The sequence below is a fragment of the Bacillus shivajii genome, assembly GCF_020519665.1.
Lineage (GTDB): Bacteria > Bacillota > Bacilli > Bacillales > Salisediminibacteriaceae > Bacillus_CA > Bacillus_CA shivajii.
The window spans coordinates 1,742,905-1,756,778 of record NZ_CP084703.1; the positions used below are offsets into that span (position 1 = coordinate 1,742,905).

Here is a 13,874-nt window from a genome sequence, read left to right on the forward strand (position 1 = left end):
ATGAACAAGAAAATAATCTTCACTTTTATTGCTTTGCTACTCATCTTTCCCTATCAAATAGGACAGGCTGACCCAAACACAGTAAGTGAACGTTCCACTGCGGAAAATAAAATAGAAATGAATGCAGTAGGGGAAATGGCTTCAAAGGATGAAGTGGTTTACGGATCCTTAAGTGCTTTGGGTACTCTAAATGAATTATATGTTGTTAACATGATAAATGTAACGACAGCTGGTTACATCATTGATTATGGAGATTACACGACGGTTAGAAACTTAACAAACCTTTCAGAAATAGAGCAAGAAGATGATAAGGTACAATTCGAAGCGTCACCAGGTTGGTTCTACTTTCAAGGGAATATGGAATATACTGAATTGCCATGGGATATTGACATCTCTTATATGCTCGATGGGGAAGAAAAAGTCCCAGATGATTTACCTGGGAAAGAGGGACGGTTATCTCTTTCAATAAAAACAACTCAAAATGAAAGTGTAAACCCTGTGTTTTATGAAAACTATACGTTACAAATATCTCTTACTCTTGACACAGACATCATCAGCAACTTGCAAGCACCAGATGCAACCGTTGCAAATGTGGGGAAAAAACGACAATTAACCTATACAGTTATGCCTGATACTGAAGGGGATATTAGTCTTCTAGCGGATGTGGTGGACTTTGAAATGGACGGGATCGATATTTCTGCAATTCCATTATCCATGGTCATTGATGATTTAGAGCTTGACGGAATGACAAAGGAAATGCGGTCATTAAGTGATGCAATAAATGATATAAAAAATGGTGTGTTTGAATTAAAATCTGGTGTTTCAGAATTGAATGATGGACTACAAAGTTTGAACGAGGGTTCAAGTGAATATCATTTAGGGCTGAATGAGATGAAAGCATCTTCTTCTGAAATTGTTGAGGTTTCAGAATCAATCGAGGACTCCCTTGCAATGTTTAATAAGAAGCTCAGTGGCTCATCAGAAGAGATGGATTTTAGCGAGATGGATCAACTTTCAGGAGGCTTGTTACTAATAGCAGATGGTCTTGAAGAAGTAGCCGATGGATTACTCCACTTTAATGAAAACTATTCTGTCGCATATTCTTCTTTGAACGATGCAATGAAGGCTATTCCAGCTCCTGCTGTGTCAGAAGAAGAATTACAACAATTATATGCTAGCGGAGAAAACGATGAAACCATCGATCATTTAATTGAAGTCTATTCTGCTGCTCAAACGGCAAAAGGGACATATGATAACGTAAAAGAAGTTTTTGATGCAGTAGAAACAACGTTAGATAAAACAAGTGGTTCTGTAAAAGAGATGAGTAGCGAATTAACTTCGATTGCAAAGGAGCTTTCAAGTTCCTTTGAACGTATGGAATCATTGGAAGCATTAAGTGAATTAGAGGAAGGTATTGGATTGCTTTCGGAGAATTATGGTGTGTTTCATTCAGGTTTAGTTTCTTATACCGACGGGATTTCTCAGCTTGCAAACTCCTACGATGAGATCGACTCAGGGTTTGGTGAACTTGTACAAGGGTCGTCTGAACTAGGAAGTGGGGTAGGTGAGCTTTATGACGGTACAGATGAATTGGCTTCTGAGACAAGTGATTTACCAGATCAGATGCAAGAAGAGGTCAATTCAATGATGGATGAATACGATCGATCTGATTTTGAGCCCATTTCGTTTGTGTCTCCGAAAAACACAAGTGTTGACTCAGTACAATTTATTTTCAAAACTGAATCAATTGAGCTTGAAGAGGAAATAATCACTGATGATGTAGAAGAAAACCCGGGGTTTTGGGAGAGGTTTAGAGATTTATTCTCTTAAGTTCGTAAAAGTAACGAATTAGAAGGTAGCTTTTAAGCTATCTTCTTTTTAAACTCGTAGTTTAATCAATGGAGTTATGCTTGTGGCAACTAAGGCTTTCGCCATTAGGACTTGGCGATAAGCCAAGTTTTGTTTAAGTGTTTTTTCAATTAAAATGTGAGATACCGTACAGGAAAAAGAGCAAAAGTCCACTTTGATCTTGTTACGATGGTTTATAACGGAATGAAACTGGCTCCTTTAAGTAAAGAACTAGTGAAAACGCTAAATATTATTATTATTTACAAATATATTTCGACCTGTTATTTTGAACCGAAGGTAAATGTTGATATAACAAGGTTCGTGAGCTAAAATCATCAATATAGGAAATTTCACCAACTTTTTTTGCCAAAATAGGGGAAAAAGTGATAAATTTACATAGAAATAAGCAAAAGTTGTTGAATTATTAGCTTTAATCGTTTAACATAAGCGTTGTTATCCTATTAATTGTGGGAAAACAAGTATAAAACGTTTACTTTTGTGAAAGAAAAGGAATAACGTTTATTGATATTATGGGAGGAGGTGAATGGTATGAATAAGACAGAACTTATCAATGCGGTTGCTGAACAAGCAGATCTTTCTAAAAAAGATGCTACTAGTGCCGTTGATGCCGTCTTTGAAGTCATCACTAGTTCTCTACAAAAACAAGAGAAAGTACAATTGATTGGATTCGGTAACTTCGAGGTTCGTGAACGTGCTGCCCGTAAAGGTCGTAACCCACAAACTGGTGAAGAAATCGAAATTCCAGCAAGCAATGTACCAGCGTTTAAGCCGGGTAAAGCCCTTAAAGATGCAGTTAAATAATCATACATAGAGGGCTATGAAAAGAACCACTGAGATGATGTGGTTCTTTTTTATGCCTTTTTTAAAATACCCTCTGTTTTCGTTCATTGTTGATAAATAATAAGTAATAGTTTTTGCAACCATTTGAAGAGCAAACGGCGTCGATGCCCAGAGCAAAGAAGACACCGTGAATGCAAGAGAAGAGATGCTTCGTAGAGAGATCGCACTTACCAAGAAGTGAAGCGAGAGGGATTTTAGTGAATGAATAACAAATATAAGTTTTCTATAATACACATCGCTTATTTTCAGTTGACCCATTAAATAGTAGCTTAAAACTTATGAACCGACATTGCTATAACACGTGTCATAGATACGATTGCCTTGTTTTCATGGACTTCGTGTGCTAGAATTTTTACGAACTGAAGAATAGGTTGAATGTATGATTGGAGGAAACAGCTTTGAACAATGTTGATCATGAGAAGATACAACAAGCAGTAACGATGATTTTAGAAGCAATTGGAGAAGATCCAAGTCGAGAAGGGTTAATGGATACACCAAAACGTGTCGCCCGTATGTATGAGGAAGTTTTCCAAGGGTTAAATCAAGATCCGAAAGAACACTTTGCGACAGTTTTTGGAGAAGATCATGAAGAGCTTGTGCTCGTTAAAGATATTCCATTTTATTCAATGTGTGAACATCACCTTGTCCCGTTTTATGGACATGCACATATCGGTTATATTCCACAAGGTGGAAAAGTTACGGGGCTAAGTAAACTAGCGCGAGCTGTTGAAGCTGTTTCAAAAAGACCTCAGTTACAAGAGCGTATTACTTCAACAATTGCAGATTCAATTGTTGAAACATTAGAGCCTTTAGGAGTAATTGTGGTTGTTGAAGCAGAACATATGTGCATGACCATGCGCGGCGTAAAAAAGCCAGGTTCTAAAACAGTCACATCAGCTGTACGTGGGGTATTTGAAAAAGATCAAGCATCAAGAGCTGAGGTACTGTCTCTAATTAAGAGTTAATGATAAAAAGGTATGGAGGGGGTGCGTTATGTCTCAATCAAATGATTATATTGTTATTAAAGCAAAAGAAGATGGTGTTAACGTAATTGGGCTAACACGAGGAACAGATACACGGTTTCATCATTCAGAAAAATTAGATCGACATGAAGTGATGATTGCACAGTTTACAGAACATACTTCTGCAATTAAGGTTCGTGGGAAAGCGACGATTCAAACAGCTCATGGAGAAATAGAGAGTGATGAATAAAAGCGGGGATCTCCTGCTTTTTCTTTTTTTATAAGACAGTCTATGTTTTTCTATTATTTCTTGAAAGGACAGTTGATGCAGGAAATTGTCATCAATTTTTCACAAGAACTGAGAAGGGTACAACTTTAATTGCTCATAAAGATGGATGGATGAAGGTTTAGGCGATTTTTCTAGTAATATATACAGAGAAAAATGTTCATAGATGATAGCGTACCTTAAGATTTTGTATTATAACGATAGATTTTGTGTAATTCCCATTCTTATGTGATTCATACAATTGTGGTATACTAATCTTATTCATAAACAGATATCTTTTAAATGTTTGTAGTAGAATTAAAGCGCTGGGGGACTTTCGGATGACTTCATTTATGAACAGCAGTGAAGAGCTTAATCAGATCATAGAAAACTTTTATTCATACATTAAACACCCATATCTTCAAAAGTTTATCGGTGATCCCGCCATTGATCGTGATCAAACGTATTTACTATATGAAATGTTAAAAGAAAAAGAACTTGATAACAATTACATAAGCAATTGTATTATTACAACAACTCTCGTACAAACAGCACTAAATACTCATGATTTGATCAGTGTAAATAAAACAAATAATAGTTCCTTACAAACAAAGAGACAATTAACAGTACTCGCTGGAGATTATTACAGTAGTTTATATTACTTTTTATTGTCAAAAGTGAATGATGTTTCGTTAATTCGAGTGTTAGCAAAGTCAATTCAAGAGATTAATGAATCAAAGATGAATGTATACAACGATGATTACCTAAGAGGTTGCCTACATGATCTACACACGATAGATTCATCTTTATTGCAAAACATCGCACATATGTTGCAAATGCCAGAATGGAAGAAAGTAGTAACAGAGTATTTCTTCTTAAAACGACTGATTATTGAAAGATTCGAATTGGTAAACTCGGGTGTGAAAGGGTTTGCAGCTGATGTGATGCTTAAAGAAGTAGATAGGAAATCGTTGTCAGAAACAAACCAACTCATTCATCAATTTGATCGACAAATTGAATTGTCAAAAGAAAAGTTATTAGATTTCACTAATAGTTCGACAAATATCGGGAGTTTCTTTCGATCAAGAGTTCATGAATTATTTGAAGAACATGGTATATACGAACATTCGGTAGTAGAGGAAGGGTAAAATATGGCACAATCAAAAGAAGAACGTGTACATCAAGTGTTTGAGTCAATCTATGATAATTACGATAAGATGAACTCTATTATTAGTTTCCAGCGCCATGTTGCATGGAGAAAAGATACAATGAAGCATATGGATGTTCAAGAAGGAACCTCGGCATTAGATATTTGTTGTGGGACAGCTGATTGGACAATTGCATTAGCAAAGGCTGTAGGTAGCGAAGGAAATGTAGTTGGTCTTGATTTTAGTAAAAACATGTTATCAATCGGCGAGAAAAAACTTGAAGATCATAATCTTCAGCAAGTAAAGTTAGTCCATGGAAATGCAATGGAACTACCGTTTGAAGATAATTCCTTCGATTACTTAACGATCGGTTTTGGCTTAAGGAATGTACCAGACTATAAAAAAGCATTATTAGAAATGCGCCGAGTTGTTAAACCAGGTGGATTAGTTGTTTGTTTAGAAACTTCTCAGCCAACAACGATCGGATTTAAGCAAATTTATTGGCTTTATTTTAAATATATTATGCCTCTTTTTGGTAAGGTTTTTGCAAAAAGTTATGATGAATATTCATGGCTCCAAGAATCAACGCAATCATTTCCAAACAAAGAAGAATTAAAAGCTATGTTTTTAGAAGCTGGTTTTCAGGATGTCACATATAAATCATACTCAGCAGGAGTAGCAGCTTCACATTTTGCTAAAAAGAATTGAAATGTCAAACAACTCGAGTAACGATTAAGTGAGGAATGACTATGAAAAAAGTACGAATCATTTTAGAAATGATAAAGTTTGAGCATACGATATTCGCACTACCTTTTGCATTTTTAGGTGCAGTATTGGGGAGCTTACTAATTGAGGGAAATTGGCCAACAATTAGTGAGTGGATATGGATCACATTAGCGATGGTCGGTGCAAGAAGTGCAGCGATGACTTTAAACAGGTTAATCGATGCAAAAATTGATAAGGCAAACCCAAGAACAGAAGAGCGAGCGATACCAGCAGGAAAGATATCTCCAACGGAATCAGTCGTTTTCATTATTGCTTCATTCGGTGTGCTATTCTTCTCTGCATTTCAATTAAATATGCTAGCGGTATATTTACTTCCTGTAGCTGTGTTCTTTTTAGTATTCTATTCTTATACGAAAAGGTTCACATGGCTTTGTCATGTTTTCTTAGGGATAACAATCGGTATTGCACCGCTAGGCGGTTGGGTCGGTGCAACGGGAACATTAACATGGGAAGCATTTGCTTTATTTGTCGCAGTCGCATTATGGACAGCCGGCTTTGACGTTATTTATGCGACACAAGATGCCGATTATGACAAAAAAGTTAAGCTACATTCTATTCCAAGTCGTTTTGGAATCGAGAAGGCCCTCCTATTTGCTAGAGGCTTCCATATTGTAAGTTTTGTTGCGATGGTATCGTTATTTTTTATCGCTCCATTAAGTTGGGTTTATTTAATCGGTGTCTTAATTGTTGGAGCAATTATGGTATATGAACACTCACTCGTATCTCCTAATGACTTATCTAAAGTGAATGTCGCATTTTTTACAATGAATGGTGTCATCAGTATGGTTATGCTAGCATTTACGATTGGAGATTTGCTTCTATGAGTAAGAATAGTCAAAAGATATTTACTGTAGGTATCACTGGTGCCAGCGGTGCAATATATGGTGTTCGACTCGTGAAAGCTCTACTTCATGAAGGGCATCGTGTACACTTATTATTAACAGGAGCTGCTTGGCAAGTGTTATATTACGAACTACAGGCAGACACTAGTAATGAAGATAAGTGTATAGTAGACGTATTTGGAGATCATGATGAACTCCATTATCATACGCAGCAAGACTTTGGCGCACCTATTGCTAGTGGCTCAGCAAAAAATGATGGGATGATTATTATCCCTTGTTCTATGGGTACACTCGCTAAGATTGCGAATGGGATATCAAGTAACTTATTAGAAAGAACCGCTGATGTCATGTTTAAAGAAAGAAGAAGGCTAATTATTGTACCTCGTGAAACACCATTACATTCAACACATTTAGAAAATATGAAAAAAATTAGTGATCAAGGTGGACAAATTGTTCCAGCGATGCCTGGTTTTTATCATAACCCTCAATCAATGGATGATTTAATCAACTTTGTTGTTGGTAAAGTTTTAGATCAGTTGGACGTAGATCACACTCTTTTCGAGCGCTGGGGTGATATGACATGAGCTTAGTTGTTGGGGAGATTAATTATACAAATATCCTTCCTTTGTTTTATTATTTAAATCGGGAGAAGTTAAGTAATCTAGGGTGTGAATTCATACCAAAAGTTCCTTCGCAGTTAAATGAAGGAATGGATAAAGGGGAGGTTCAGGTCGGGGGGATCTCGTCTTTTTCATTCGGTGAGCATTGGGATGAGTATCTAGTATTACCTGATTTGTCTGTATCAGCTCAAAATGAGGTTGGTTCGATCTTTTTATTTTCGAAAGTACCGATTACACAATTAGATGAACGCAGCATTGCTCTTACATCTAGTTCAGCAACATCTGTAAATCTATTGAAAATTATATTAAAGAAATTATATTCCTTAAATAATTCTTATGTAACGATGGAACCAAATTATGAGCAGATGATGGCCTCACATGACGCATGTTTATTAATTGGTGACGATGCGATTCGAACGGCACGACACCTACCTTCGTCTATTTATTGTTATGATTTAGGAGCTTTATGGTCACACTACACAGGGCTTCCAATGACATTTGCCGTTTTTGCCGTCCGAAAAGAAGCATGGCAGGAAAACGGTAAACTTTTAGAAGAACTTTATGACCAGTTTCAAAATAGCAAAAGGAAATCGATTCAAAATGATTTCCATGAGATGATTAAAAGTATTCAACTAAATATGGGGGGAGCCACCTCGTTTTGGAATGATTACTTTTCTGGGTTAAACTATGACTTAACGGATAAACATATCGAAGGATTGCACTTATATTATGACTTGGCTTATGAATTAGGACTCCTTAAAGAGAAAGTTCAGGAAATCAAATTATGGAATCCTAGTGGATACTGTCAATCAGTATAGTAAGGTGGACACGTATGAAACTGACAGATATTTATTGGCACTTACGTTCTGATATTTCAAAAATAGAAAAAGAGATAGAAAAAAATATTGATGCAGAGCACCCAGTCTTGCAAGAAGCATCTTCTCATTTATTAAAAGCGGGTGGAAAAAGAATCAGGCCTGTTTTTGTCCTGTTGTCTGGTCAATTTGGAAACTATGATTTAGAAGAAATTAAAAGGGTTGCCGTACCTCTTGAAATGATACACATGGCTTCTCTTGTTCATGATGATGTTATTGATGATGCGGAACTACGTCGTGGTAAAAAAACGATCAAGTCAAAGTGGGATAATCGTGTAGCAATGTATACAGGGGATTATATTTTTGCTAAAGCGATCGAGATGGCTACGCACTCTAAAAGACTAGAAATTCATCACGTCTTATCTGATGCGATGGTAGAGATGTGTATCGGAGAAGTAGAGCAAATTCGTGATCAGTATGATTGGAATCAAAATTTGCGTATGTACTTTAGAAGAATCCGTCGAAAAACAGCACTACTCATTGCTGTCAGCTGTCAATTAGGAGCGCTTGCGGCAAATGTACCAAGAGAGCATGAAATCATGTTAAGAAATTACGGGTATTATGTTGGAATGGCGTTTCAAATTACGGATGATATTTTAGATTTTGTCGGTAGTGAGAAAGAATTAGGTAAACCAGCAGGCAGTGATCTTGCACAAGGAAATGTCACTCTTCCTGCCTTATATGCGATGCATCATGATGATGGGATGAAACATAGTATTATTTCTTTATTAGAAGATAGAGAAATAAACAAAAGTGAAATGAAAACAATTATCAACGGAATAAAAGCGTCTGGAGCTATTGCTTATTCTAAAGATATTGCTGACAAATATATTGTGAAATCTAAGGAAGCATTAAATGATCTCCCTGATATTCAAGCAAAGAAAGCATTAATTCAAATAGCGGATTATATCGGTTCACGAAAATTTTAAAGTGAGACTTCGTTATGAAGTCTTTTTTTTATGGCAATAATAGCATGATACCAAATCGTTTTTACGGTTTCATAGAGAGTAATCGGAATAATATAAAACTTCATAAAAGAATCATTTGTGATTCTTGCGAAAATTTGCTATACTCAAAAAGGTTTGGTAGATGATATTTTTATACATATTTAGGAGGTAATGAACATGGAACGTACATTTTTAATGGTAAAGCCTGATGGAGTACAACGTAATTTAATAGGAGAAATTGTTTCTCGATTTGAAAAGAAAGGGTTTACATTAGCAGGTGCAAAATTGATAACGGTTTCAAAGGATCTTGCTGAAACTCATTACAGTGAACATAAAGAGCGTCCTTTCTTTGGAGAGCTTGTTGATTTCATTACTTCTTCACCAGTTTTCGCGATGGTTTGGGAAGGTGACAATGTTATAAGTGAAGCAAGAAAAATGATGGGACAAACAAACCCACAAGAAGCAGCGCCTGGTACTATTCGTGGAGACTATGGAATGCAAGTTTCTATGAACATTATTCACGGATCAGATTCACCTGAAAGTGCAAAACGTGAAATCGAACTTTTCTTTAATGAAGAAGAAATTTTATCTTACGACAAGACAATAAAGACTTGGGTTTAATCCTAAGTACGAACTGCCGTTATATAAACGGTAGTTTTTTTATTTGTCGGGTATTCGCACACATAAATTGCAGTGTGTTACTAGTTAAAGAAGAAGGTGCCCTGGGATGCAAAGAAGACACCGTGAATGCAAGCGAAGCAAAGCTAGAACGGATGTCGCACTTGTGCCTAGAGGTGAAAGCGTCCGCCTGTAAACGGATTCGAGTGCTTACCTAATAAAAGCTACAATAAACTTTGGACATCCTCTGAACAAAGTCAAAAATTTGGTGATTGGAGAGTACTAAACCACTTTTCTATTATTGCGGAAAACTATATACTAGTTTATAAATATAAAAATACATATTGGAAAGACTTAAGGAGATAACAGACATATGGATGATTACGTACAATTTATTGACCAAATTAAAAGAAAAACAGGGATTGATTTATCACTTTATAAAGAAGCACAAATGAAGCGACGATTAACTTCATTAAAAAATAAAAGAGGTTTTCAAACCTTTACTGACTACTTTAACGAATTAAATGTAAACCCGGAATTATTTGCTGAGTTTTTAGATCGGATGACGATAAACGTTTCTGAATTTTTTCGAAACCCAAGCAGATGGGAAGCATTGAGTGAGCGAATATTACCTGAAATGACAAAAGGTAAGAGAAAGATAAAGGTTTGGAGCGCGGCATGTTCGACAGGAGAAGAACCTTATTCTCTCTCCATTTTATTAAAGAGAGATTACGATCATATGAGTCATGATATTTTAGCTACTGATTTAGATGAAGGGATATTAAAGCGAGCTAAGTCAGGGTTCTATTTAGAGCGTGCATTAAAAGAGGTAAGAGAAGCAGATTTAAAGCATTCTTTTATAAAAGAAGGAGCAGGTTATCGTGTTAGCGATGATACGAAGCGTGATATAAGGTTTTCAAAACATAATTTATTAGCAGATCGTTACGAGGGTGACTTCGATTTAATTATTTGTAGAAATGTATTAATCTATTTTACAGAAGATGCAAAAAATACTGTGTACGAAAAATTCAGTAATGCATTAAAGCCTGGAGGGGTTTTATTTGTAGGTAGTACAGAGCAAATCTTTAATCCAGAACGATTTAACTTTAAAATGGAAGAATCATTTTTTTATCGAAAACAATAAATTTAAATTTTCCCCTTGAAAAATGATCGAAGTTCAATCACAATAAAACAAAGTGAATGATTTAACGCATAAAAGTGATAAAGAAATTGGAGCTGATTTTCATGAGGTTTTTAACTGCAGGGGAATCCCACGGACCGGAGTTAACTGCGATTATAGAAGGAGTCCCTAGTCATTTACCATTAACGGAAGATGATATTAATGTACATTTACAAAGAAGACAAAAAGGGTACGGGCGTGGCCGAAGAATGCAAATTGAAAAAGATCGTGTTCGTATTACGAGTGGGGTGAGACACGGTAAAACTACTGGAGCCCCAATTACCCTTCATGTGGAAAATAAAGATTGGACACATTGGCAAAAGATCATGGGAACAGAGCCGATCAGTGAAGAAGAAGAAAAAGAAATAAAAAGAAAGTTAACGAGACCACGTCCAGGACATGCGGATTTAAATGGAGCAATCAAATACCGTCATCGTGATATGAGAAATGTCTTGGAACGTTCATCTGCCCGTGAAACGACAGTAAGAGTAGCCGTCGGTGCAGTTGCTCAAAAAATTCTACAATACTTCGAAATTGAACTTTGTGGGCATGTTCTTGAAATAGGTGGAATTCGTTCTGAAGAGAGTTCATATAAAAAAATAAGTGAGCTGAAAGAATTAACCGAAGCATCAGAAGTAAGGTGTCTAGATGAAGAAGCATCTGAAAAAATGAAAGCTGCGATTGATCAAGCGAAAAAAGATGGTGATTCGATAGGGGGGATCGTTGAAGTTGTTGCAACGAATGTTCCTGTTGGCTTAGGGAGCCATGTCCATTATGATCGTAAGCTTGATGGCAAAATTGCCCAAGCAGTGATGAGCATTAACGCTTTTAAAGGAATTGAAGTAGGCGTTGGGTTTGAAGCTGCAAGAATGTTAGGAAGCGAAGTTCATGATGAAATTACTTATTCAGAAGCTGAAGGTTTTTCACGTAAGACGAACCGTCTTGGGGGATTTGAAGGAGGGATGACAAATGGTATGCCAGTTGTCGTTCATGGTGCAATGAAGCCGATCCCGACGCTTTATAAACCTTTACAAAGTGTTGATATTGATTCGAAAGAACCTTTTTCAGCGAGTATTGAAAGGTCAGATAGTTGTGCCGTACCTGCTGCAGCTGTTGTATGTGAAGCCGCAGTTGCTTGGGAACTAGCAAATGGATTTTTAGATAAATTTGGATCAGACACGATGGAAGATATCAAAGATCATTATGAAGACTATCAAAACAAGGTAAGGAATTTTTAAATGTCTGAACCAAATATAACGATTCAATCATCTAGTCATACGTATCCGATATATATAAAGCCTTCGATTCGTTTTCATGTAAAAAGTTATTTACAAAAACAGTTAAGTGATGAGCCCTCATCGATTTTAATTATTACTGACAATCATGTTGAGAGTCTTTATTTAGATGATGTTCTCCAATCTTTTTCAAACGATAACAATGTTTTTACGTATGTGATTTCAAGTGGAGAGCAATCAAAATCCCTACAACAGTACGAAAATCTTTTAACATTTGCCTTGCAAAAACAACTTGACCGAAAATCATTGATTATCGCATTAGGTGGAGGAGTAGTAGGTGATATTGCTGGTTTTGTTGCATCTTCATATATGCGAGGAATCCCCTTTGTACAGATACCTACAACATTATTAGCTCATGATAGTAGTGTTGGAGGGAAAGTAGGAATTAACCATCCATTAGGAAAAAATATGATTGGTGCTTTTCACGCACCAACTCTAGTTTTATATGATCCAGAATGTTTACGAACACTCCCAGAAACAGAATGGCGTTCTGGGTTTGCAGAAGTCATAAAGCATGGTTTTATTTCTGATCCTAAGTTATTACAATGGTTGCTTAATAATGTTCATTCATTTGATTCATTAACGATGGAACAAATGACGAACATGCTCATTGATTCGATATCTGTAAAAGCGAAAATTGTTGAAGAAGATGAGCGAGAAAAAGGGGTACGTGCTTTTTTAAACTTCGGGCATACACTTGGTCATGCAATTGAAGGGGAATTAGGTTACGGTGAAATGACGCACGGGGAAGCAGTCTTAATCGGTATGATGTTTGCACTAGAATTAAGTGAGGAGTATTTTAAAGTATCATTACCGATCAAACCCTTTAAGAACTATGTCAAACAGCTTGGATATGAAACAAGTGTGCCTAATGTACTTCATCCGTCCGGTTTAATACAACGAATGAAGAGAGATAAAAAGAGTACATACTCTTCCATTCGATTCGTCTTATTAAAAGATGTTGGATCTCCATCTTTAGAAGAAGTTGATGAAACAATGTTATATACATTGTTAAGTAGAAAGGAGAATGATCATTGATACGTGGGATAAGGGGAGCGACGACAGTAAACAAAAATGACGAAGAAGAAATTTTACAAGCAACGGTTGAATTATTAAAAGATATTACTCAAAAAAATGCCGTTCAACCTGAGGAAATCTCTCATATTATTATTACAATGACCCAAGATTTAAATGCCACATTTCCTGCAGGTGCTACAAGAATGATAGAAGGTTTTGAACGTGTTCCGGTTATGTGTGCTCAAGAAATTCCTGTTCCGAACAGTTTACAAAAGTGTATTAGAGTCATGTGTAATGTTAATACAGAGAAAAAACAAGGCGAAATACAACATATTTATTTAAAAGAGGCTGTGCAATTAAGACCAGATTTAACCTTGACAAATAAAAGCGAATCACGATAGGATAACAATAAGTTGAGATGAAAGAAGATTAGTTTAGTTAAGTTTTATTTAGTTTATAAGATGCTTTTTAGATTAGTTTAGAAAATAAGATGAGTTGAGTTGAGTGAAGTTGAGGAGAGCTGAGTAAAAGCAGTATGTATGAATAAGCATACGTCTGTCTTCTCAGACAGGCGTTTTATTTATATTCCGCGCTTTAATGCTTTAAATTG

General features: G+C 36.1%; 15 protein-coding genes. All 15 read left to right on the plus strand.

From position 1 onward, the window contains the following. On the plus strand, nt 1–1,830 hold the full coding sequence (locus LGQ02_RS08490) for a YhgE/Pip domain-containing protein (protein ID WP_226517751.1): 1,830 nt from the start codon (nt 1–3) through the stop codon (nt 1,828–1,830). Nucleotides 1,831–2,397: 567 nt separating this feature from the next. Continuing rightward, on the plus strand, nt 2,398–2,670 hold the full coding sequence (locus tag LGQ02_RS08495) for an HU family DNA-binding protein (protein WP_226517752.1): 273 nt from the start codon (nt 2,398–2,400) through the stop codon (nt 2,668–2,670). Nucleotides 2,671–3,149: 479 nt separating this feature from the next. Then, a complete protein-coding gene (gene folE / locus LGQ02_RS08500; RefSeq protein WP_404802416.1) occupies nt 3,150–3,674 on the plus strand; it encodes a GTP cyclohydrolase I FolE in 525 nt (174 codons plus the stop codon). 28 nt (nt 3,675–3,702) lie between these two features. Next, nucleotides 3,703–3,921 carry a trp RNA-binding attenuation protein MtrB gene (gene mtrB / locus LGQ02_RS08505; protein WP_226517754.1) on the plus strand — a complete coding sequence of 73 codons (219 nt, stop codon included), beginning with the start codon at nt 3,703–3,705 and terminating at the stop codon, nt 3,919–3,921. A gap of 356 nt (nt 3,922–4,277) precedes the next feature. Then, nucleotides 4,278–5,084, plus strand: coding sequence for a heptaprenyl diphosphate synthase component 1 (locus LGQ02_RS08510; RefSeq protein ID WP_226517755.1), 807 nt, complete (start codon nt 4,278–4,280; stop codon nt 5,082–5,084). Nucleotides 5,085–5,087: 3 nt separating this feature from the next. Beyond that, a complete protein-coding gene (locus LGQ02_RS08515) occupies nt 5,088–5,792 on the plus strand; it encodes a demethylmenaquinone methyltransferase (protein WP_226517756.1) in 705 nt (234 codons plus the stop codon). A 35-nt stretch (nt 5,793–5,827) separates the two neighbouring features. Next, a complete protein-coding gene (locus tag LGQ02_RS08520) occupies nt 5,828–6,694 on the plus strand; it encodes a UbiA-like polyprenyltransferase (RefSeq protein WP_319003522.1) in 867 nt (288 codons plus the stop codon). Beyond that, on the plus strand, nt 6,691–7,296 hold the full coding sequence (locus LGQ02_RS08525) for a UbiX family flavin prenyltransferase (protein WP_226517758.1): 606 nt from the start codon (nt 6,691–6,693) through the stop codon (nt 7,294–7,296). The genes LGQ02_RS08520 and LGQ02_RS08525 overlap by 4 nt, the downstream gene beginning before the upstream one ends. Further along, nucleotides 7,293–8,150 (plus strand): menaquinone biosynthetic enzyme MqnA/MqnD family protein, encoded by an 858-nt coding sequence (locus tag LGQ02_RS08530; protein WP_226517759.1) that lies wholly within the window; start codon nt 7,293–7,295, stop codon nt 8,148–8,150. The genes LGQ02_RS08525 and LGQ02_RS08530 overlap by 4 nt, the downstream gene beginning before the upstream one ends. A gap of 14 nt (nt 8,151–8,164) precedes the next feature. Then, nucleotides 8,165–9,136 (plus strand): heptaprenyl diphosphate synthase component II, encoded by a 972-nt coding sequence (gene hepT / locus LGQ02_RS08535; protein ID WP_226517760.1) that lies wholly within the window; start codon nt 8,165–8,167, stop codon nt 9,134–9,136. Between the two features lie 195 nt (nt 9,137–9,331). Next, nucleotides 9,332–9,775, plus strand: coding sequence for a nucleoside-diphosphate kinase (gene ndk / locus LGQ02_RS08540; protein ID WP_226517761.1), 444 nt, complete (start codon nt 9,332–9,334; stop codon nt 9,773–9,775). Between the two features lie 370 nt (nt 9,776–10,145). Then, a complete protein-coding gene (locus tag LGQ02_RS08545; protein WP_226517762.1) occupies nt 10,146–10,916 on the plus strand; it encodes a CheR family methyltransferase in 771 nt (256 codons plus the stop codon). 101 nt (nt 10,917–11,017) lie between these two features. Beyond that, nucleotides 11,018–12,190, plus strand: coding sequence for a chorismate synthase (gene aroC / locus LGQ02_RS08550; RefSeq protein WP_226517763.1), 1,173 nt, complete (start codon nt 11,018–11,020; stop codon nt 12,188–12,190). Then, nucleotides 12,191–13,285 carry a 3-dehydroquinate synthase gene (gene aroB / locus LGQ02_RS08555; protein WP_226517764.1) on the plus strand — a complete coding sequence of 365 codons (1,095 nt, stop codon included), beginning with the start codon at nt 12,191–12,193 and terminating at the stop codon, nt 13,283–13,285. Beyond that, on the plus strand, nt 13,282–13,665 hold the full coding sequence (gene aroH / locus LGQ02_RS08560; protein WP_226517765.1) for a chorismate mutase: 384 nt from the start codon (nt 13,282–13,284) through the stop codon (nt 13,663–13,665). Before aroB ends, aroH begins: the two co-directional genes overlap by 4 nt. Nucleotides 13,666–13,874: the final 209 nt, after the last annotated feature.